The organism is Desulfallas sp. Bu1-1 (assembly GCF_015594625.1).
Classification (GTDB): Bacteria; Bacillota; Desulfotomaculia; order Desulfotomaculales; family Desulfallaceae; genus JADNRQ01.
This window is the reverse complement of sequence record NZ_JADNRQ010000010.1, coordinates 12,411-34,637: the sequence shown is the minus strand read 5'-3', so window position 1 is coordinate 34,637 and position 22,227 is coordinate 12,411. Positions and strand designations below refer to the sequence as shown.

Here is a 22,227-nt window from a genome sequence, read left to right as displayed (position 1 = left end):
GACAACAGATGTCGATGACGATTACCGAAAAGATACTGGCCGCCCACGCCGGGGTGGATCAAGTGGAACCCGGCCAGTTGATCAACGTCAAGGTCGACCTGGCGCTGGGCAACGATATCACCGCCCCGGTGGCCATCCGCGAGTTTGAAAAAACCGGCGTGGAAACGGTCTGGGACCGCGACCGGGTGGTGCTGGTGCCCGACCATTTCGTGCCCAACAAGGATATCAAATCCGCCGAACAGGCGTTGTTAATCAGGCAATTCGCCCGCAAACACAACCTGACGCATTATTACGAGGTGGGGCGCATGGGCATCGAGCACTGCCTGCTGCCCGAACAGGGCCTGGTAGGGCCCGGCGACCTGGTCATCGGCGCCGACAGCCACACCTGCACGTACGGCGGCCTGGGCGCTTTTTCCACCGGGGTGGGCAGCACCGATCTGGCGGCCGCCATGGCCACGGGCGAAACCTGGCTGAAAGTGCCCGAGAGCATTAAATTCGTTTATTACGGCGACCTGCCCCGCTGGGTGGGGGGTAAGGATCTGATTCTTTACACCATCGGCCGGATCGGGGTGGACGGCGCCCTGTACATGGCCATGGAGTTTACGGGGCCAGCGATCGAGAAGTTGAGTATGGACGGGCGGTTTACCATGGCCAACATGGCCATCGAAGCCGGGGCCAAAAACGGCATCGTACCCCCGGACGAGACTACCCGCCGGTACGTGGAAGGCCGGGCCAAGAGACCTTATAAATTTTATCAGAGTGATCCGGACGCCCGTTACGCCCGGGTATACGAGTTCGACGTGAGCAAACTGGAGCCACAGGTGGCTTTTCCCCACTTGCCTGAAAACGCGCGCCCGGTGAGCGAGGCCGCGGACATAACCATCGACCAGGTGGTGATCGGCTCCTGCACCAACGGCAGGCTGGAAGACCTGCGGGAGGCCGCCTCGGTGCTGAAAGGACATAAAGTACATCCTAACGTGCGCCTGATCATCATTCCCGGGACCCAGGAAATTTACCGGCAGATCCTGAAGGAGGGCCTGGTGGAGTTGTTTATTGAAGCGGGCGCCGCGGTGAGCACTCCTACCTGCGGGCCCTGCCTGGGCGGTTACATGGGTATTTTGGCGAAGGGCGAGCGGGCCCTGGCCACCACCAACCGCAATTTCGTGGGCCGCATGGGACACCCCGAAAGCGAAGTGTACCTGGCGGGGCCCGCGGTGGCCGCTGCTTCGGCGGTACTGGGACGCATAGCTGCGCCGTGGGAGGTGGCATCATAATGAAATACCGGGGTAAAGCGTGGAAATTCGGCAACGACGTTGATACCGACGCCATCATTCCGGCCCGGTATCTGAACACATCGGACCCGCGGGAACTGGCCGGGCACTGCATGGAGGATGCCGACCCGGAATTTGTCCAAAAAGTGCGGCCGGGCGACATCATCGTGGCCGGCAAAAACTTCGGCTGCGGCAGTTCCCGGGAACACGCCCCCATCTCCATCAAGGAGGCCGGGGTGAGCTGCGTCATCGCCAGGTCCTTTGCCAGAATCTTTTACCGCAACGCCTTTAATATCGGCCTGCCTATTTTCGAGTCGCCCGAAGCGGCGGAAGCCATTCAGGAAGGCGACGAGGTGGCGGTTGATCCGGAGCGTGGCGTAATCAAGAACCTGACGCGAAACGAGGAGTACAAGGCGACCCGGGTGCCTGAATTCATGCAGCAAATCATTGACGCCGGGGGCCTGATCAATTACGTGTCGAACAAATTGAAGTCTACTCGGAGGTAGGAGTGAAAGTTTATGTTTAAAATAACGGTGCTGCCCGGTGATGGGATCGGGCCGGAAGTTACAGCCGGGGCCCTGCGGGTGTTGCGGGCGGTGCAGAAGCGCACCGGCGTGGAATTTGTCACCCGGGAGGCGTTGTTCGGGGGCGGGGCCTACGATCAAACAGGCACTCCGCTGCCGGAGGAAACGCTGCGGCAATGCCTGGACAGCGATGCCGTTCTGCTGGGGGCGGTGGGAGGGCCGAAGTGGGATAACCTGCCCGTGCACCTGCGCCCCGAAGCCGGAGCGCTTTTGCCCCTGCGCAAAAAACTCGAGGTCTACGCCAACATCAGGCCTTCGGTGGTATTTTCCTCCCTGGCCGATGCCAGCACTTTAAAGCGGGAAGTGGTGGAGGGCCTGGACATTGTTGTGGTCCGGGAATTGACCGGTGGGCTGTATTTCGGCGCCAAGCGGCGGGAAGAGTTGTCGGAGGGCGGCGTTCGCGTGGTGGAGACCCTGGAATATACCACCGGGGAAATAGAACGGGTGGCCCGCGTGGCCTTCGAGCTGGCCCGCAAGCGCAGGAAAAAACTGACCTCGGTGGATAAAGCCAACGTGCTGGAAAGTTCCCGGCTGTGGCGGGAGGTTGTTTCCGGCCTGGCCGGTGCATATCCCGACGTCGAATTAAACCACATGCTCGTGGATAACTGCGCCATGCAGCTGGTGCGCAATCCCCGGCAGTTTGACGTGCTGGTGACCGAGAACATGTTCGGTGATATTCTGAGCGACCAGGCGTCCCAGTTGACCGGTTCCATCGGCATGCTGCCCTCGGCCAGCCTGGGCGGCAAAGTGGGCCTGTACGAGCCCATCCACGGGTCCGCGCCCGATATCGCCGGGCAGAACATGGCGAACCCCATCGCCACCATCCTTTCGGTGGCCATGATGCTGCGTTATTCCTTCAGCCTGGACGATGCCGCAGGGCTGGTGGAACAGGCCGTAAATACCGTGCTGGAGGAAGGCTACCGCACCGCCGACATCATGCAGCCCGGGATGCGCCCGGTGGGCACTATGGAAATGGCCGAACTGGTGGCCGAAAAGGTGGAAAAAAGTTAATAACATCGATTACCGGATATGTTTATTGCACCAGCAAAATGCCGGAGTAGTAATGATTAATTCCAACCGACGACCGACCACTGACGACCAACGACCATTATAGGAGGTTTGCTGGGGGGAGAGAACTTGCCTCGAGTTGAAATTTACGATACGACGCTGCGGGACGGTACCCAGGGCGAAGGCATCAGCTTTTCCGCCAAAGACAAAGTTAAAATCGCCCTCCGGCTGGACGAAATGGGCTTTCATTATATCGAGGGCGGCTGGCCGGGATCAAATCCCAAGGATTTGCAGTTTTTTCAACTAATCAAGGAACACCGGCTTAAAAACGCTCGCGTCACCGCTTTCGGCAGTACCAGACGGCCCGGCATTACGGCTTCTCAAGATGACAACCTGAAGCAAATAGTCCTTGCCGGCGTGCCCGTGGCAACGATATTCGGCAAGAGCTGGGATTTTCACGTGAAACACGCCCTGCTTACCACCCTGGAGGAAAACCTGCTCATGATCAGGGATTCCGTGGCATATTTGAAACAGCAGGGGATGGAAGTTTTTTACGACGCCGAGCACTTTTTTGACGGCTTTGCCGCCAACCGGGAATATGCCCTGGCCACCCTGCGGGCCGCGCGGGACGGCGGCGCAGCCCGGATTATTCTTTGCGATACCAACGGCGGCAGGCTGCCCAATCAAATCTACGAAACAGTGTCCGCTGTGGCCCGGGAGATTGACGTTCCCCTGGGTATCCATTGTCATAACGACTGCGAGCTGGCTGTGGCCAACTCCCTGATGGCGGTCCAGGCCGGGGTGATCCAGGTCCAGGGCACGATCAACGGTTACGGCGAGCGCTGCGGCAATGCCAACCTGTGCTCCATTATCCCCAACCTGGCCTTCAAATGCCATTACGAGAGCATTCCGGAGCAAAGCCTGGCGGAGTTGACCGAGTTGTCCCGTTTTGTCAGCGAGCTGGCCAATATGCACCCGCTTAACAACCAGCCCTACGTGGGGGGCAGCGCCTTTGCCCACAAAGGCGGCGTGCACGTCAGCGCGCTGCTGAAAAACCCCCAAACATACGAACACATCGAGCCCGAGCGGGTGGGCAACAGGCGGCGGGTGCTGGTTTCCGAGCTCAGCGGGTTGAGCAACCTGATTTACAAATACCAGGAGCTGGACCTGGGGCTGGGTCTGGATAAGGATGAAAACCGCAAACTGCTCCAGGAGCTGAAGGAACTGGAAAACCAGGGCTACCAGTTCGAAGGGGCCGAGGGATCCTTTGAGCTGCGGGTTCGCAAAGCCTTTCACGGCTACCGGGAACCCTTCACACTGGAAAACCTGAAAGTGTTGATCGAAATGCGGGATGGCATTGTGCATTCCGAGGCCATTATCAAGTTAAACGTCAACGGCCGGGTGGTGCATACCGCGGCCGAAGGCAACGGCCCGGTAAACGCCCTGGACAATGCCCTGCGCAAGGCATTGGAGGGATTCTACCCGGAAATCGCCAACATGCACCTGGCCGACTACAAGGTGCGGGTGCTGGACGAAAAAGACGGCACCGGGGCCGTGGTCCGGGTGCTGGTGGAAACCGGGGACGGGCACTGCTCCTGGGGCACGGTGGGCGTGAGCCCCAACATCATCGAGGCCAGCTGGCAGGCGCTGGTGGATAGTATCGCCTACGGCCTGCTCCGGGAGCAAAACAAGGATGAAAAGGATTCCAGGTTCATTACCGGCGTTTTTCGCGGTAAGTGTTAATGCATAAAAGGGAAGTTATTTATTTGGCCGGCGGTCTGTTTACGCCGGCTGTTTTTACTTGAATCACTTGAACATAAGCGTAACGGTCAGAATTGCAATTCCCCTTGAGTTTCCCCCGGCCCGGGCCATACGGCACCTTTGGGGCTGCGGCAGCGGCGGCAAAAAATTTTTTCGCCTGGGCAAGGGGGAAACAATCCGGGCGCCGGGCCATACCGGCACCCGGGCTGCGGGTTTGTAACGGTCAATTGTTCACCGTCATCTCATAATGAATAACGATCATCAGGGCTCACAGAGTTTTGGCCATTTATTATCTCGATAAATTTTTCGACCAGGTACGGGTCAAACTGCGTCCCGGCGCATTTTACCAGCTCCCGCACCGCCTGGTCATGGGTCATGGCTTTGCGGTAGGGGCGGTCGCTGGTCATGGCGTCATAGGCGTCGGCTATGGCCAGAATCCGGCATTCCAGGGGGATCTCCTCCCCGCTGATGCCCAGCGGGTACCCCTTGCCGTTCCACCACTCGTGGTGCTTTAATATCAAGTCCGCCACGCATACAAGATCGTTGGCCGAAAGGGCTATGCGGTGCCCTATGTCGCAGTGCTTGTGCATTTCCGCGACTTCTTCCGCGGTCAAAGGACCGGGTTTGAACAGTATGCGGTCGGGTATGCCCACCTTGCCGATGTCGTGAAACTGGGCCAGCAAGCGCAATTCAGTCAGCCTGTGTTCCGGCAGCCCAATGGCTTTGCCCAGCCGTACAGCGAGATGCTGGAGCCGGTCCGCATGTCCTTCCGTGATAAAATCCCTGGCTTCCATTGCTTTCATCAAGGCCTGTACGATGGCGCTGCGAGCGCTGCTACTGCGGTACAGCTTTTTCCGGTACATGTTGTTGTCGGCTTCTTTAAACAAATCCCTTAAGTTAATTGATGTGCCCTTGCCGTGGGCATAACCGGCGGATATGCTTACCGGCAGTTCCGGGTTGGCCGCGTTGTATTCCTCCACTGCATCCATGATCCGGTGGCAGGCCTTTTCCACAGTCCTTTCGTCGCTTCCCGGCAGCAGCACTGCGAACTCGTCGCCGCCGATCCTTGCAACAATGTCTCCTTCCCGGAATGCTCTTCTTATAATCCCAGCCGTCGCCACCAAAAGCCGGTCCCCGGCTTCGTGCCCCAGGGTATCGTTGACCAGCTTCAACCCGTCCACGTCACAGACAATTATACCGGTGGAGCGCGGCGGGTCCTTTTCCAGGCGCTGAATTTCATGTTCAAAATAAGTGCGGTTGTAAAGCCCGGTCAGGCTGTCGTGCAGGCTGAGATACTTCAACTGCTCGTCCGCGCGCACCCGTTCCAGTTCGGCGGATACCCGGGCGGCAAAGATAATGATCAGCGACTCCGCAAACCGGAATTGTTCCTCGTTCACAGGTCTATTGTACATCACGGCGATCAGGCCCAGCTCATTTTGCTTTGAATCAAACAGCGGCACTCCCAGGTAGCTTTCCGCGCCAGTGTTTTTGAGCAACTTGCTTTGGGGAAACAAATCCCCAACTCTTTCAGGGTAAAAGCAAACGGTTTTACCTACCACGTTTGCGCAGGGTGTACCCTCAAGGAGGTACTCAAAATTCTCCAAAAACTTTCCTTCACTGTATGCTGCAATGGTCCGGATGCGGGGATTTTCGCTTTTTACCAGTTCGCCGACCAGAGCGTGATCCGCATCCAGTGCCCGTCCCAGGTGATAGATCATGGAACGGAAGAATTCCATCCCCACGGACGCCGAAACCCCCTGGACAACCTCTCGCAGGGCCAATTCGGACCGTTTGCGGTCGGTGATGTCCCGGATGATGCCCTCAATGGCCACAACGGAGCCGAGGTTGCCGTATATGGGCACCACCCTCTGTTCCACCCACGCCAAAGTACCGTCCCTGCGCACGATGCGCATGGTCAACGGGGCGGAAAAATCGTAATCGCCCGAGTACAATTGAATTAGCTTATCCCGGTCTTCCGGGTGCGCGTAACTGTAAACAATACCGGGATCGGCATAATGTTCTTCGGGCGAGTAACCCGTCACTTGCAAGCAGGCGGGGCTCACGTATTCAAATTTCGGTTCGGGTTTGATCCGGTAACGATAGATGATGTCCAAGGCATGCTCGGCCAGCAGCCGGAAGCGTTCCTCGCTGGCCTTGAGGGCTTCTTCCTGCTTCCTTTCCATTGTAACATCGCGGAAAACCAGGATCGCGCCCATGACCTCGCCCGAGCTGCTTTTGATCGGCGCGGCGCTGTCCGCAATGGAGTGCACGGTACCGTCCCGGGAGATCAGAGCGGTGTGGTTGGCCAAACCCACCACCTTGCCCTCGGCCAGCACCCGGTGGACCGGATTTTTAGCGGGCCGGCCCGTGCGCTCGTTGATGATATTGAATACTTCCTCCAGCGGGCGCCCCACGGCATCGGCGGCAGGCCAGCCGGTCAGTGCTTCAGCCACCGGGTTGAGAAGATTTACCCGCCCTTCCGTGTTCACGGCAATTACCGCGTCGCCGATACTGTTCAAAGTAATGGCCAGCCGTTCCTTTTCCTGTTGCAGCGCCGCCTCCGCCCGCTTGCGGCTGGTGATATCCCGGATAATGCCGCTGAAGCCCACCGGTTTACCCGAATCATCCCGGAGGAGGGATATGGATGTTACCACATGCCTGCGCGCCCCGTCTTTTCTTACCACTTCCCAGTCAAAAAAATCCATTGGCTGTCCCGTCCGGTAGACCTTGTTGAACGCTTTATATACCAGATCATGGTGCTCCGGTATGGTATATTTCCGGTAATTCAGACCTTGCAACTCTTCCAGGCTGTACCCCAGTATCCGTGTCATTGCAGGGTTGACAAAGGTATAACTGCCGGACAGTGTCACTTCGAAGTACCCCTCCTGGATACTGTCCAAAATGGCCCGGTATCTGGCTTCGTTTTTCCGTAGCGAGTCTTCAAGCTGTTTCTGCTCGGTAATATCAAGAACCTGTCCCAGCACTGCCGGTCGACCACCGTAGTTTATGAGGGAGAAAAAGCCTATTACGTTTCTTGTCACGCCCTCGCGGGTAATACTCCTGAACTCGTACTGTTCATCAACCTGTTCACCCGCCAGGCGCCGCATGGCGTTGTCCATCACCCGCTGCCGGTCGTCCGGGTGGATCAGCTCGTAAAAAGGCATGGCCAGCAACTCTTCTTTTGAATAACCGGTCACCTCAACCATTTTCGGGTTGACCAGCTTGAAGAAGCCGTCCTGTAACACGTAAATCGGCAGTGGTGAGTGTTTAAAAATGTTGCTTAAATCAATCTCAATCATTTCTTGCCCCCGCTTTCTTCACATTGCTGGAGTGCCGGGAATGGACCGGTACGGAAAATTGTTTATAACCAGTATAATATAAATGATTAATTTTTAAAAAACTTTTGTTTCTGAAAATTGTTAAAGTTGCGCGCTCGATTCAATATATCTGAATTTTTGATTATAAATGCTGCATATATGTCCTGATTTTTTATTCAAGTGCGTAACGATCATCCTCCAAAATTGATATAATAATGTGGATAGGGGCGGAGTAAACCTCTGCCCCTAAAATTATCCCGTCAAGCACTTTAATTTTTGAGGGAGAGATTATTCGGAGGGGGAATAATTAAATGACCAACCGCACAGTAGCAGGCGCGCTGTCCGGGGAACTCAAGCAATTCATTGAACCGGCGCGGGTGCTGGACAGCCCGGAGGCGAGGATCGCCTATTCATATGATGCCACAACCCGGCAATCCCTGCCTGATGTGGTGGTTAAAGTCAAATCAGCCGCCGAGGTGGCCGAAATATTGAAGCTGGCCGGCCGGCTGCAGGTCCCCGTGGTGCCGCGCGGAGCGGGCACCGGGTTGTCCGGCGGTTCCATCCCCTTTGCCGGCGGGATAGCCATGGTCTTTACCGAAATGCGGTCAATTAAAGAAATCGATCAAGAAAACATGGTCGCGGTATGTGAACCGGGAGTTGTAACCGGCAACCTGCAGAAAGAAGTGGAAAGGCAGGGGCTTTTTTATCCCCCCGACCCCTCCAGTTTAAACTACTGCACCATCGGGGGAAACCTGGCTGAAAACGCCGGGGGCCCGCGCGGCATGAAATACGGAGTCACGAAAGATTACGTATTGGGCCTTGAGGTGGTTCTGCCCAATGGCGACATAGTTCACCTGGGCGGTAAACAAATCAAGAATGTAACCGGGTATAATTTTGTGCAATTTTTTATCGGGTCGGAAGGAACGCTGGGCGTAATTACCGAAGCCACGTTGAAGCTGCTGCCCGCTCCCCCCGCCCGGAAGACCATGGCGGTTACTTTTAAAAGTATCGACCGGGCGGCGGAAACGGTCAACGCCATTCTCTACAGCGGCGTGCTGCCGGCCATACTTGAACTCATGGACCAAAAAAGCATCAACTACGTGGAGGATTATCTCCATCTCGGACTGCCCCGCCACGTGGAAGCCATGTTGATTATTGAAGTTGACGGCATGCCCGAAGCGGTGGAAGCGGAAACATCCAAAGTGGCCATGCTGTGTAAAAAGATGCGGGCGGAAGACATCAATGTCGCTAAAGATAACCCGGAGGCGGAACAATTGTGGAAGGCCCGGCGGGCCGTTTCTCCCGCCATATCGCGGGTGCGCCCCACCAAAATCGGTGAAGATATCTGCGTGCCGCGCAGTTCCATTCCCGCAATGGTCCGGGAAATTCGCCGGGTTGAGGAACAATTTGACTTGCCCATCGTTATTTTCGGCCACGCCGGGGACGGCAACCTGCATCCCAATATCCTTACCGATAAACGCGATGCACAAGAGATGGAGCGCGTGGAAGCGGCCATTGAGGCCATATTTGAGGCCGCGGTTAAACTGGGCGGGACCCTTTCCGGGGAGCACGGGATCGGGTTATCTAAAAAGCCTTTTCTACCCATCGACCTATCACCGCAAACAATTGATTTCATGCGGGCGATGAAAAAAGCCGTTGATCCTGCCAATATCCTGAATCCGGGAAAAATTTTCGGAAGTGAATTGTGATGGAATCATTAAAGGAACTGCAGCCTGCCCTGTGGCGCTGCAATAAATGCGGCGCCTGTACCAGCGTGTGCCCTTTATACCGGCAAACCCGGGATGAATTAATGTCGGCCCGCGGTAAGCTTTCCGTTATTGACGCGTTATTGGAGGGGCATTTAAAACCCGGCAAGGGTTATGAAGAGTGCCTGTACAACTGCCTCCTTTGTCAAGCTTGCGCCGCCGGTTGCGCCAGCGGGGTGCCGACCACCGAAATATTCCTGGCTGCCCGCCGGGAACTCGCCAAAATCAAAAAACAATCCATCTTCCTGAATTCCGTATTGCTTGGGGTGTTGGCCAGGCCGGAACTGCTGAAACTGGGTGTTTCGGCTTTGCGTTTGTACCGGGACACGGGGTTGCACCGGTTATGTAAATCCACAGGGTTGTTCAAATTATTGCCCTCTTCCTTGCAGCGGGCGCAACAATTGTTGTTCCATGAGCCGCATCCCGGTACCGGCACAAAACATGCCGGCAAAACAGGTGACTTCCGCGGGAAGGTGGCCTACTTTACCGGCTGTGCGGCAATGGGGCTGATGCCTCAGGTCGGCAAAGCCACCCGCCGGCTGCTGGCTTACAACGGCTGGGAAGCGGTTACGCCCCGGAACCTGTGCTGCGGTTTGCCCCACCGGATTTACGGAGATGTGGCTACCGCGTGTACGCTGGCCAAAAAGAATATCGATCTGTTCAAGGACTTTGACATTATTGTAACCGATTGCGCCACCTGCGGCGCTGCGCTTAAAGAATACAAAAACCTGCTTGCCGGTGATGAAGTATATAAGGAACGGGCGAATACCTTCTCGGCCAAAGTGCGCGACATCAGTGAATTTTTAACGGAACAGGGTTATCGCCCTTTTTCGCCCCTTGAGAACCGGGTTAGCGTGACTTACCATGATCCCTGCCACCTGGCCCGCGGCCAGGGCATACGCAAACAACCAAGGCAACTATTAAACGCTATTCCGGGTGTGAAGTTGATAGAGATGGCAAACCCGGAAAACTGCTGCGGCGGGGGAGGGTTTTTCCAAATTACTCACCCGCGCTTGTCCGCCAAAGTGGGAAGCGAAAAGGCCAAAGACATTATCAACACCGGCGCGGCAATGGTTATCACCGCATGCCCGGTTTGCATCAACCAGTTAAAATTGTCCCTGTCACAAGAAGCTGGTAATAACATCAAAACCTTTCACCTTTCCGAAATTTTAGCCGGACTTGCAAGTGAATTTAATTAGTTATATTTGCATTTTGGAGCTTTTTCTTTTAAATATGTTAAAATAATAAATAATGTTTATAGCTATACGGGGGCATGGCCATGGAATACCTCAAGGCGTTAAAAATAAATCTCAACCTGTTTGACGTCACCAGCATTATTGACATATTAATCGTAGCCTTTGTGTTGTACCGCCTGATGTTGCTCATCCGGGGCACCCGGGCCGTGCAACTGATCAAGGGCCTGGTGGTGCTGCTGGTGGCCACTGCTGTTAGCAGCCTGCTTAATCTTAATACCGTGCACTGGCTGCTCAAGCAGACCATGACCGCCCTGGTGGTGGCACTGCCCATCGTTTTTCAGCCCGAACTGCGCCGTGCCCTGGAAAAGCTGGGCGGCGGCGATTTTTTCGCCCGGCCCCTGACCCAAATGGCCGAAGGCGATCGGAGCGCGCTGATTGATGAAGTGGTGCGGGCCGTGCAGAATATGTCCGCCACCCGCACGGGGGCGTTGATTGTGCTGGAGCGCGGCACAGGCCTGGAAGAGTTTGTGGACACCGGTATCAAAGTGGAAGGTCTGGTTACGGCGGAACTGCTGGTGAATATTTTTATTCCCAAATCACCGCTGCACGACGGCGCCGCCATCATCAGGGGGGACAGGCTGCAGGCTGCGGCTTGCGTGCTGCCGCTGTCCGAAAGCAGAGAACTGAGCAGGGAACTGGGCACCAGGCACCGGGCGGCCGTGGGTCTGACGGAACAGTCGGACGCGCTGGCGGTGGTGGTTTCCGAGGAAACCGGGGTCGTCTCCCTGGCCGTGGAGGGAAACCTCTACCGGCGATTAAACGAGACGGGGCTGCGGGAATTACTGGTTAAATTTTTACAACCCAAATTCGAAAAGAGGAACGCCATTTCTTCCCTCTGGCACCGGAGGTGAGGCTGATGCCGTTTAAATGGAGGGATAATTCAGTTAGAATATTGGCCTTATTAATGGCTGTTTTACTTTGGGTGTATGTAACCAATGAGCAAAACCCGGTTACCGACCTGACTTATAATGTACCCCTGGAATTGCGGGATGAACTGCCCGGGTATGTGATCGACGGTATACCCAGGGCGGTAAACGTGCAGGTTAAGGGGACCAGGAGCGTTATCGGCACCCTGCAAAGAGACGATTTTGTGGCTTATGTAAACTTGCCGAAAGACACTGGCGTGGGGGAACTGGAATTGCCCGTTCAGTTATCTTCACCGCCGGGCGTTGAGGTGTTACGAATAACACCGCAGGTGGTACGGCTGCAGGTGGATAAAATAGTGTCCAAAAACGTTCCCGTGGTGGTCAGCCTGAAGGGTGATGTTGCCGGCGGCAGGCAGCCCGGCGAACCAGTTGTGAAACCGCAGGTTGTGGAGGTGCGGGGGCCAAGCAGAGTGCTGGAAAAAATTACGCGGGTGGGCGTTACCGTGGATATTTCCGGGGCGGGGGACACGCTGGAGCGGGAAGTGACCGTGGATATCGAGACCGGGGGCGTCACGGTGAACCCCCGGCGGGTGGCGGTGACTGTGCCCGTTACCGGCCTGCCCGTGAAAAACCTGCCCGTCCGGGTAATACTTACCGGTGAGCCGGCTGCTGGTTACACCGTGAGTGGTGTATCGGCGGATCCTTCCCCGGTGCAGGTTGTGGGGCGGGACGAGGCGCTCCGGGAGTTGACGTCCGTAAGTACCATGCCTGTTGATATTGCCGGGATTACCGGCGATGTGGAAAGGGAAGCGGTGCTGGTACTGCCGGAAGGGGCGACATCGGTGAACCCCGACCGGGTTGTCGTTACCGTGCAGGTCAAGCAGGCGGAAGCGGAGCAGCCGCCTTCGAACGGCGGCGAGGGTACCGGCGAACCGGGCACATCAGGTTAAGTTTAAATTACTATAGAATTTTCACGATATATTCGGCAAATTCTTTAAAGTCATTTAATTGCCCCAGGCATGTGTGAACTATTTTGGGGTCAATGTCCAGATAATCGTGAACTAAAATATTACGGAATCCTGCAATTCGCTTCATTTTTTCGGCCAGTTCCTTGGGCAATAGCCCTTCTTCCTGTAAAACATTGAATATGTCGCTATAGCTGCTTGGGGTGCGATATTCCCTGTCGGCAATAATATGGCTGCCAATATCAATACAAGCTTGGGCTGCCAGTTGTAAGTTTCTTTCAGCCCTGTCCTGCAGAGCTTCATTTTTTTTATACTCATCCCAGCTAACTGATGAGAGTTCCTTCAACTTGCGCAGAGTTTGTTCCAGCTTGGTCAGCCTCTTTTCCAACACGGCTTTGTTAACCACCGAATCTGCCCCCCTTGATTCGTTGTAGCAATCCATCATACAACACTTTTGCGGTGGGCTGAAAATCAAAGTAACGGTCGCAGGTCAGGGTTTGAAAAGCGACGCGCTGCCCCTTGGCACCCTTTTTTTGGTAAAGGACCCGCCCATCGCGGATAATTTGGTAGGCTAGGGATACGGGGGCTTCATTTAGGATGACCAGGTCGACTTCATCGGTTTTCAATGTTTCCGTCGCCTGGGCCAGTAAGTGTAGTTTTTTTTCAAAATACTTTCCGGGGGAGATATTTTGATCAAGTAAAACCGCCAGGTCGATATCGCTGGTGCATCTGTTATTTCCCCTGGCATGGGAACCGAACAAGTAAACAGTTACAATATCATTGTCTTTTCTTGCTTTCTCAATGAATTGGGGGATGTAGCTTGCTGCATGGTGTTTTTTTTCCCTGTAACAATGCATTTTAGATCACCCGGGTATTGAACGTAGCCTTAATTTAAACTTGCCAATAACTGTAAGATATCACCGGGCATGGTAAATGTCAAGCGGCAGGTAATGTTACGGGGGAGGCGGGCATTGAACCCAACTATTTTTTCATGATCTTTTCAAATATCTCTGTCAGCTTCAGGTTAAATTCGTCCCAGGCCAGGTTTTCCCTCTGCTTTTTCGCCTCGGGCAAAACGCCCAGCAGGGTCAGGTTGAACTCCCTGGCCACGTTTTCGGGGGAATCTTCGATGGCAGTCGGTTCCCTGTTAAATAACAAGTATAATTTATCCACCGGGAAGTGCACGTCTTCAGCGTCCCAAATGAAATGCTTCAGCGCCTGCACGTTGTACCGGAAAGTATCAACCACCAGGATGGGGTAATCCGAATCTTCAAGGATCATGTAGTTAAAACTGGTGGGAACATTGCCCATGTCGAAAACCACGACCTGGTAATCGCTTTGTTTGATGGAATTATAGATAATTTTTATCTCGTAATAAATGTTGCCGTAATGGGGCAGCTTGGGGTTGGTGTTGGTGGCCAGCACGTCAAGCCCGGTGGGGTGCTTTTGTAAAAACGGCGTCCACTCGGATTGGGCGTATTCAACTTCGATAATCGGCATGGTTCTGCTCCGGTGGTAGATGTTTTCACACCAATCGCTAATGTTGGGATGACGTTCCAGCTTCAATCTTTCGGTGACGTCGCCGTGGTGGATGTCCAGGTCGACCAGCATGGTTTTATAACCTTTTTTCCGGCTGATCAACGCCAGTTCCTCCGCAATGGTGGTTTTACCGCTTTGCCGGGTGATGCCGTATATTGAAACTATTTTCATACTTTGAAGTCTCCCCTTGAATAAATTAAATTTCTGAATTTAACAGGTAATTTAACATATTATCATACACTTTTCAATAGCCTGAAACGCTTTTGTAACATTTTTCACAGGAGTTGAGTTTATCCAAAGAAAGGGTTCCGGTCATCGATGTGGGCACCCGGAGCGTGCGTGCCACGGACTTCGGTGCCGTACCCGGGCCCGCCTGTACCGGGCAGTGTTAGAAGGACGATGAATAAAAATTTAATGCGAAGGCAGGTATTCATGATAACCGGGTAGAACATGTGTTTTAGGGAACCGGCGGTTGGTGAGCGCTGCCGGCAATTGATTAATGGGGCACTTTAAAAATGTAAATGAGCGCCGCGATGGTTAAAAAAGCAAAGGCAAAGGTAAGCCTGACCTTTTCCGACATGATATGTAACACTCCCATTAAACGTTTTTTCCCCACGGGAAGTTTTTTAACTATTTATTATTACTACATAGCCGGAAAACATTCCTGCCCGTAAAGGCATGTTAAAAGGCGGTGATTTTTTGGACGGCGGTTTTTCATTCATCCACGCCGCGGATTTGCACCTGGACAGCCCGTTCCGCGGTTTCACCCGGATCGATTACGGCGATGAAAATACCGTGGAAAACGTGCTCAGGCAACTCAGGGATTGCACCTTCAAAGCCCTGGACAACATTATCGGCGCCTGCATCAGGCACAGGGTGGACTTCCTGGTGCTGGCGGGTGACGTTTACGATCTGGCCGACCGCAGCCTGCGGGCCCAGCTGCGCCTCCGGGATTCCTTCGGGCGCCTGGCCGAGGCGGGGATTTCCGTGTTTGTGGCTTACGGCAACCACGATCACGACGATGGATTCCGCGCCGCGCTGGCCTGGCCGGACAACGTCCACTTTTTCGCCGCGGGGGAGGTGGAGGCCCGCCCGGTGGTCGCCCGGGGCCGGGAGGTGGCCCGTGTTTACGGGATCAGTTACCCCCGGCGCGACGTGCCGGACAATTACGCCTCCCTGTTCAGGCGGGAACCCGGCGTGCCCTTTGCCGTGGCCGTGCTGCACTGCAACGTGGGAGGCAACGCGGAACATGCCAATTACGCCCCGTGCAGCCTGGACCAGTTGGCCGGCGCCGGGTTTGATTACTGGGCGCTGGGGCATGTCCACAGCCGGGCCGTACTCCGGGAACGGGGCCCCTGGGTGGTTTACCCCGGCAACCCGCAGGGACGCAACCTCCGGGAAACGGGCGCCAGGGGATGTTACCTGGTGCGGGTGAGCCCTGGCGGCACGGTGAACCTGGAGTTTTTGGAAACGGATTGCGTGCGCTGGGAGCGGTTGCGGGTGCCCATCGACGGCCTGGCCACGGAGCAGGAGCTTTTGGACCGCCTGGACAAGCGGTTGACCGGGCTTGGGCGTTTGAACGGCGGGCGTTCGCTGGTGGTGCGCCTGGAATTGACCGGCCGCGGCCCGCTGCACCGGCGGTTGGGGTACGGGGCCGCCCTGGAAGGACTGCTGGAGGAACTGCGAAATCGCTTTGCCGGGCCGACCGGGCCGTTTGTCTGGCCCGATTGCATCTGCCGGAATACCGCCGCTTTGGTGGACAAGGAAACGCTGCGCGGCAGCGAAACCTTGCTGGGCGACCTGCTCACCATCACCCGGGCCGCCCGGGAGAACGGCGAATTGCGGGACAGGCTGCTGGAGGTACTGGCGCCCCTGCACGACAGGGCCGCGCGGCACATTGACCTTCCGCAGGGCGGGGAGTTTGACGCCCTGTTGGAGGCGGCCGGGGACCTGGCCCTGGATCTGCTGTGGGAGGACGAAACGGCGTGAAGTTGCTGGAATTATACGTGGACGGCTACGGTCTGCTGCATGATTTTTACCTGGGTGGGGATGAACTGGCCGCAAGCCCCTGTATTATTTTCGGGCTGAACGAGGCCGGTAAAACAACGCTGCTTTCCTTCATCCGGGCCGTGCTGTTCGGCTTTAAATCCGAGGGCGGCCCGGTGGAACCGGTGCGGGGCGGCCGGATGGGTGGATACCTGCTGCTGGAGGACGGCGGGGAAGTATACCGCGTGGAACGCTACGGCCGGGGCAACGGCAAAGTTGTTGTGGAAATGCCGGGCGGTCGCAGGGCCGGTGAAGAAATACTGCGAACCCGGGTTCTGCGCGGCGTGAGCCCGGTATTGTTCAAGAACGTGTTCGCTTTTGGGATGGATGAACTACGCAGGCTGGAAGAATTGACAAGCGACGAGGTAAACGTTTATATTTACGGCGCGGGCACCGGTACAAGGCCCCACCGGCTGGCCGGTGCCGCCGCCGCGCTGGAGAAAATGGCCGGGGAGTTGTTCAGGCCGCGGGGGCGGACGCAAGCATTGAACAAACTGCTGCTGGAACTGGACGACCTGGACCGGCAAATCAGGGAACTGGAACAGCAACCCGCCCGCTACCGGGCCCTGCAGGAAGAACTGGCCGAACTGGAACGGGAGCGGGCGAGGGTGCGGGCGCTCTGGCACGAGCGGCAGAGACGCCTGCGCCGCCTGGAGAATTTAATCAAGGCCCGGGAGCCCTGGAATGACTTGCAGGCGTGCCTGGCCGGGCTGCAAGACCGGGAGCGAATTGCCGGTGATCCGGCCCGGTTGATCGCATTTGCTGAAAACGACGCCGCATTCCCGGAGGAGCGGCTTGGGCAACTGGAGCAGGCGGCGCTGGAGCTGGAGCGGTTGCGGCATACCGGCGCGCTGCGGGAACTGCAGGGCAAAAGGCTTGAAGAAATAAATCACAGGCTGCGGCTCGTGCAGGCGGCGCTGCGCCGCCCGGCGGGAACCGGGAAAATGACCGGGCCTTTTATTGCGGCGGCCCTGTTGGCCTGCCTTGGAACCGTTCTGGCCTTTTTTGAAACTACCACGGGTTTTGTGGTACTGGCCCTGGGCATCATCCTGGCGGCTTTAACCGGAGGCGTGCTGGCGGCCCGGTCCGGGGAACGCCGTGCCAAGGAAGCGGAACTGCGCGGCGAACTGGAGCAACTGGAAAGGTCCCGGGAGAGCCTGGAACGGGAACTCCAGCGGCTGGCCGGGGAACATGACGCCGCCGCGGCAAGACTGCGCCGGCTGGCCCTGGCGCTGACCGGGCGGGAAACCCTGGCCGCGGAGGAAATTCCCGGGCTTAAGCGTAAATTCGAGTTACATAAAAAGATAAAGGAGCTGCGGGCGCAGTTGCTCAACCTGGCCGGATCGGCCGGCGAGCTGGTGGAGATGGAGCGGGAGCTTAAGAGTTCCGCCTGGACGGATATCGAAGGGGAATACCGGGAACTGGAAACCGCCCTGGCCGCCGGTGAGGGGGAATTGGCCCGCCTGGGGGAAGAAATCGCTGCCCGGAAACAAAAAATGAAGGTTCTGGAAAGCGGCGAGGAACTGGCCCGGGCCAGGCAGCGGCGCGACATGCTGCGGGAGAGCCTGGCGGCCGGGGCCAGGGAGTGGCAGGTGGCCGTTTTGGCCCGCGCCCTGCTGGAAATGGCCAGGGAGAAGCACGAGCGGGAGCGCCAGCCCGCGGTGCTGGCCCGGGCCTCCCAACTGATCGGCCCCATGACGGCGGGGCGGTATGCCCGCGTGGTCGCCCAGGTGGGGGCGGCGGCCAAACTGGAAGTGGAAGAACCGGGCGGCCGCCGGCTGGACGCCGCTTCCCTCAGCAGGGGGGCGGCCGGCCAGCTGTACCTGGCCGTGCGCCTGGCCCTGGCCCGTCACTTTAGTTCGGTGGTTGCCCCCATGCCCGTGGTTCTCGACGACATCATGGTGGACTTTGACGCCGTGCGCCTGCGGGGCGCGTTGCGGGTACTGGGCCGGGTGGCCCGGGAACTGCAGGTGATCCTGCTGACCTGCCACGAGCATATTCTGGCCGCCGCTCGCGAACAACTTTCCGGGTTTGGCCTGATCACCATGGAGAGACAATAATTGCATCCGTTCACAATTAACAGTGCCCGCCTGCCGGGCATAATATAAAGTAGCAGCAGGCAATTTGTATATTTACTGCGAAAATTGACATGTCCATCCCCCAGCGGATATAATAAACTTTGGTTTATTGTTTCCAGGAGGTAATTATTCGCTGATGACAAGGTTATTTGGCACGGACGGTGTACGCGGTATCGCCAATAAAGATTTGACCCCCGAACTGGCCTACCGGCTCGGGCGGGCCGGAGCGCATGTTTTGGCCGGGGGCAATGCCGGAAAGCGCCTGGTGGTGGGCCGGGATACCAGGATCTCCGGGGACATGCTGGAAGCGGCGCTGTCCGCGGGCATTTGTTCCGCCGGGGTGGACGTTTTAAGCGCGGGTTATATACCCACTCCCGCCGTGGCTTTCCTGACCAGGGACCTGGGGGCTGCGGGCGGTGTGGTTATTTCCGCCTCGCATAACCCCGTGGAGGATAACGGGATCAAATTTTTCGGCCCCAGCGGCTACAAGCTGACCGGCGACAAAGAACAGCAAATCGAGGAACTGGTCACCGGCCCTGGTCTGGAAAATGTCCCCTCCCCGGTGGGGGGTGGTGTGGGCCGGATTCACCGGGTTTCGGACGCTGAAGACCGCTATGTCGCCTTTTTGAAGGGGACCATCCCCGTAGATCTGAAAGGTCTTAAAATCGTAGTGGACTGCGCCAACGGCGCGGCTTACCGGGTGTCGCCCCGGGTGCTGGCGGAATTGGGTGCCGAGGTAATTCCCATTTTCAACCACCCGGACGGGGTTAACATCAACGAGGGGTGCGGTTCCACCCATCCCGAGAAACTCATGGAGACGGTGGTGCAAACCGGCGCGGACCTGGGCCTGGCCCATGACGGCGACGCCGACCGGCTGGTTGCCGTGGATCACACGGGCAACCTGGTGGACGGCGACCAGATCATGGTGATCTGCGCGCGGTACCTCAAGTCCCGGAACCGGCTGGCGAAAAACACCGTGGTGGTGACGGTGATGAGCAACATGGGCCTGCACCTGGCCATGCGGGAAGCGGGCATAGAGGTGCTGCAAACCAAGGTGGGGGACCGCTACGTGGTGGAGGAACTGCTGCGCTCCGGCGCGGTGTTTGGCGGCGAGCAGTCGGGGCACATTCTGTTCCTGGACCACAGTCCTTCCGGCGACGGTATTCTCACCGCCCTGCAGCTATTGACCGTGGTCAAAACCACCGGGCGCAGCCTGGCCGAGCTGGCGGCGCAGATGGAACGCCTGCCGCAGCTTTTGGAAAACGTGCGGGTGGAAGATAAACACAGGGTGATGGCCAGCCCGGTGCTGGCCCGGAGCATCCGGGACATGGAACAGCGCCTGGCCGGACAGGGCCGGATCCTGGTGCGTCCATCGGGCACCGAGTCCCTGGTGCGGGTGATGGCCGAGGGCCGGGACATGGATCAGTTGAGGAGTATTGTGGATGAACTTGTGCATATAGTAAAGGAACTATAGCCGATAGCCGGTCGTCAGTAAAGAATAAAGATGAAAGCGAGGTGGTGCAAATAATCTTGACGTAAAAACTGAATTGCAAGCGCCAGAACCCGGTATTGACCATGCCGGGTTGACGAGGTGGGAGTTGATCGAAATTTTTCGGCGGGTGCTCCCCGGTCCGGTCACGACCGTGAAAGGCACTACAAAACCCGCGGGCAACCGCGGGGACAAAGGGTGCCGGGTGGCCGAAGCAGGCATATGAACCGGTGCTGGTGCCGTCAGTCAAGGTATGCCCTGGTGACGGTATTTTTATGTCCATTTACCCCGGGATTACGCCCGGTTAAAATTTACAAGTTGATTAATGATCGGAGGTTTTTAAATATATGTGCGGTATAGTTGGATACCTGGGGGGCCGGCAGGCGGCGCCCATACTGCTGGGGGGACTGCAAAAACTGGAATATCGCGGTTATGACTCCGCCGGTATTGCCGTAATCAGGGACAATACCATTGAGCTGTTGAAGAAAGCGGGCAAACTGGCCGAACTGCGGGCGCAAATGAACGGCTACATGCCCGAGTCCACCGTTGGGATCGGGCACACCCGCTGGGCCACCCACGGGCGCCCCAACGACACCAACGCTCATCCCCACCTGGACTGCCAGGGCCGGTTTGCGGTGGTGCACAACGGCATCATTGAAAATTACCTCACCCTGCGGGAATGGCTGATCTCACAGGGCCATGTTTTTCGTTCGGAAACCGATACCGAGGTGTTGCCGCACCTGATCGAGGAATTTTACATGGGGGACCTGGTGGAAACCGTGCAGCGGGTATTGAAAAAGGTTGACGGTTCCTACGCCATGGTAGTGCTGTCCCTGGACGAACCAGGCCGGCTGGTGGCGGCCCGTCACGACAGCCCGCTGGTGGTGGGGCTGGGCGAGGGGGAAAACTTCCTGGCTTCGGATATCCCCGCGCTGCTGGCCCATACCCGGCGCACCTATATCCTGGAAGACGGCGAAATTGCGGTGCTGACCCGCGACCGGGTGGAAGTGCTGGACCGCGCCGGCAGCCCGGTGGATAAAAAGCTTTTTATCGTGCAGTGGGAGGCCGAACAGGCCGAGAAAAACGGTTATGCACACTTCATGCTCAAGGAAATTTACGAGCAGCCCAAGGCCCTCAAGGATACCCTGAGCGGGCGGATTGCCCCGGACGGCGGGAGGGTGGTGCTGAACGAAATCAATATCCCGGAAGAACAACTCCGGGAAGCGAATAAAATCTTTATCACCGCCTGCGGCACCGCCTATCACGCCGGGCTGGTGGGTAAATACGTCATTGAATCCCTGGCCCGGATACCGGTGGAGGTGGACATCGCCTCGGAATTCCGGTACCGGAACCCGCTACTGGACCAAAATTCACTGGTGATCGTGATCAGCCAGAGCGGTGAAACCGCCGATACGCTGGCGGCGCTGCGGGAGGCCAGGCGCAAGGGTGCCCGGGTGATTGCGGTGACCAACGTGGTGGACAGCTCGGTGGCCAGGGAGGCCGACGATGTGTTGTACACCCACGCCGGCCCGGAAATCGCCGTGGCTTCCACCAAGGCTTACACCACCCAGCTGGTGGCCATGTACCTGATCGGGCTGTACCTGGCCCAGCACCGCGGCACGCTGGATGCCGGAGAAATCGCCCAAATCATCACCGAACTCAGGAAACTGCCCGGTAAGGTGACCTCCATCCTGGACAACGGCAAAGGCGTTGAAGAATTTGCCCGGCGCTACTACAAGTGCGAAAACGCCTTCTTCATCGGCAGGGGCCTGGATTACGCCGTGGCCATGGAAGGCTCGCTCAAGCTGAAGGAAATCTCTTACATCCACGCCGAGGCCTACGCCGCCGGCGAGCTGAAGCACGGCACCCTGGCCCTGATCGTGAAAGGCGTGCCCGTAATCGCCCTGGCCACCCAGCATACACTGTTTGAAAAAACCGTGAGCAACATCAAGGAAGTCAAGGCCCGGGAAGCCATGGTGCTGGCCGTGGCCATGCGCGGCCTGGAAGAAGTGGCCAAGGTGGCCGACGAAGTGCTGTACATCCCCCGCACCCACCAGGCACTGGCACCGGTGCTCACGGTGGTGCCCCTGCAGCTGTTGGCCTACCACATGGCCGTGGCCCGCGGTTGCGACGTCGACCAGCCGAGGAACCTGGCAAAATCGGTGACGGTGGAGTAAAAAAAGAAAGGGATAAGTGTAAATTGTATTTTTAATATATTCCCCTCACTTATGCGAAAAAAGGGGTTCCGTTGAGGAAGTGTTAAGGGAAAAGGATTAAGGGT

At 57.1% G+C, this 22,227-nt stretch carries 17 protein-coding genes; 13 read left to right on the top strand and 4 right to left on the bottom strand.

The features are described from left to right. Window positions 1-8: 8 nt before the first annotated feature. The 5 genes from leuC (at window position 9) to IT084_RS10615 (ending at window position 4,844) form a co-directional block, all read left to right on the top strand. Entirely contained in the window at window positions 9-1,274 is a 1,266-nt protein-coding gene (gene leuC / locus IT084_RS10635) for a 3-isopropylmalate dehydratase large subunit (protein ID WP_195712845.1), read from the top strand. Next, window positions 1,274-1,777 carry a 3-isopropylmalate dehydratase small subunit gene (gene leuD, locus IT084_RS10630; protein ID WP_195712844.1) on the top strand — a complete coding sequence of 168 codons (504 nt, stop codon included), beginning with the start codon at window positions 1,274-1,276 and terminating at the stop codon, window positions 1,775-1,777. The genes leuC and leuD overlap by 1 nt, the downstream gene beginning before the upstream one ends. A gap of 12 nt (window positions 1,778-1,789) precedes the next feature. Further along, window positions 1,790-2,866: a 3-isopropylmalate dehydrogenase gene (gene leuB / locus IT084_RS10625; protein WP_195712843.1), complete on the top strand. Its 1,077-nt coding sequence runs from the start codon at window positions 1,790-1,792 to the stop codon at window positions 2,864-2,866. Between the two features lie 126 nt (window positions 2,867-2,992). Beyond that, window positions 2,993-4,606, top strand: coding sequence for a citramalate synthase (cimA, locus tag IT084_RS10620; RefSeq protein ID WP_195712842.1), 1,614 nt, complete (start codon window positions 2,993-2,995; stop codon window positions 4,604-4,606). A 58-nt stretch (window positions 4,607-4,664) separates the two neighbouring features. Beyond that, on the top strand, window positions 4,665-4,844 hold the full coding sequence (locus IT084_RS10615) for a hypothetical protein (RefSeq protein WP_195712841.1): 180 nt from the start codon (window positions 4,665-4,667) through the stop codon (window positions 4,842-4,844). Window positions 4,845-4,866: 22 nt separating this feature from the next. Here IT084_RS10615 and IT084_RS10610 read toward each other — a convergent pair whose 3' ends face one another. Beyond that, window positions 4,867-7,923 (bottom strand): PAS domain S-box protein, encoded by a 3,057-nt coding sequence (locus IT084_RS10610; RefSeq protein WP_195712840.1) that lies wholly within the window; start codon window positions 7,921-7,923, stop codon window positions 4,867-4,869. A gap of 329 nt (window positions 7,924-8,252) precedes the next feature. On the opposite strand from IT084_RS10610, the gene IT084_RS10605 reads away from it, so the two are divergent. The 4 genes from IT084_RS10605 (at window position 8,253) to IT084_RS10590 (ending at window position 12,779) form a co-directional block, all read left to right on the top strand. Next, window positions 8,253-9,650, top strand: a complete 1,398-nt coding sequence (locus IT084_RS10605) for an FAD-binding oxidoreductase (protein WP_195712839.1) — start codon at window positions 8,253-8,255, stop codon at window positions 9,648-9,650. Beyond that, the gene (locus tag IT084_RS10600) at window positions 9,650-10,906 is read left to right on the top strand and encodes a (Fe-S)-binding protein (protein ID WP_243276916.1); all 1,257 of its coding nucleotides are present in this window, start codon (window positions 9,650-9,652) and stop codon (window positions 10,904-10,906) included. The genes IT084_RS10605 and IT084_RS10600 overlap by 1 nt, the downstream gene beginning before the upstream one ends. 80 nt (window positions 10,907-10,986) lie before the next feature. Then, window positions 10,987-11,814 carry a diadenylate cyclase CdaA gene (gene cdaA, locus IT084_RS10595; RefSeq protein ID WP_195712837.1) on the top strand — a complete coding sequence of 276 codons (828 nt, stop codon included), beginning with the start codon at window positions 10,987-10,989 and terminating at the stop codon, window positions 11,812-11,814. 5 nt (window positions 11,815-11,819) lie between these two features. Continuing rightward, window positions 11,820-12,779 carry a YbbR-like domain-containing protein gene (locus IT084_RS10590; protein WP_195712836.1) on the top strand — a complete coding sequence of 320 codons (960 nt, stop codon included), beginning with the start codon at window positions 11,820-11,822 and terminating at the stop codon, window positions 12,777-12,779. A gap of 10 nt (window positions 12,780-12,789) precedes the next feature. Here the strand turns inward: IT084_RS10590 and IT084_RS10585 are convergent, their stop codons facing one another. From IT084_RS10585 to IT084_RS10575, 3 genes are all read right to left on the bottom strand, one after another. Further along, window positions 12,790-13,200: a type VII toxin-antitoxin system HepT family RNase toxin gene (locus tag IT084_RS10585; RefSeq protein WP_195712835.1), complete on the bottom strand. Its 411-nt coding sequence runs from the start codon at window positions 13,198-13,200 to the stop codon at window positions 12,790-12,792. Next, on the bottom strand, window positions 13,193-13,651 hold the full coding sequence (locus tag IT084_RS10580) for a type VII toxin-antitoxin system MntA family adenylyltransferase antitoxin (RefSeq protein ID WP_195712834.1): 459 nt from the start codon (window positions 13,649-13,651) through the stop codon (window positions 13,193-13,195). The genes IT084_RS10585 and IT084_RS10580 overlap by 8 nt, the downstream gene beginning before the upstream one ends. 124 nt (window positions 13,652-13,775) lie before the next feature. Continuing rightward, a complete protein-coding gene (locus tag IT084_RS10575) occupies window positions 13,776-14,504 on the bottom strand; it encodes an AAA family ATPase (protein WP_195712833.1) in 729 nt (242 codons plus the stop codon). A 528-nt stretch (window positions 14,505-15,032) separates the two neighbouring features. Between IT084_RS10575 and IT084_RS10570 the strand changes: the two genes are divergently transcribed. From IT084_RS10570 to glmS, 4 genes are all read left to right on the top strand, one after another. Next, window positions 15,033-16,322: a DNA repair exonuclease gene (locus IT084_RS10570; RefSeq protein ID WP_195712832.1), complete on the top strand. Its 1,290-nt coding sequence runs from the start codon at window positions 15,033-15,035 to the stop codon at window positions 16,320-16,322. Then, on the top strand, window positions 16,319-18,439 hold the full coding sequence (locus IT084_RS10565) for an AAA family ATPase (protein WP_195712831.1): 2,121 nt from the start codon (window positions 16,319-16,321) through the stop codon (window positions 18,437-18,439). Before IT084_RS10570 ends, IT084_RS10565 begins: the two co-directional genes overlap by 4 nt. 154 nt (window positions 18,440-18,593) lie before the next feature. Further along, complete coding sequence (gene glmM, locus IT084_RS10560; protein ID WP_195712830.1) at window positions 18,594-19,931, top strand: phosphoglucosamine mutase; 1,338 nt, start codon at window positions 18,594-18,596, stop codon at window positions 19,929-19,931. 362 nt (window positions 19,932-20,293) lie between these two features. Further along, window positions 20,294-22,123 carry a glutamine--fructose-6-phosphate transaminase (isomerizing) gene (gene glmS, locus IT084_RS10555; protein WP_195712829.1) on the top strand — a complete coding sequence of 610 codons (1,830 nt, stop codon included), beginning with the start codon at window positions 20,294-20,296 and terminating at the stop codon, window positions 22,121-22,123. Window positions 22,124-22,227 lie beyond the last annotated feature (104 nt).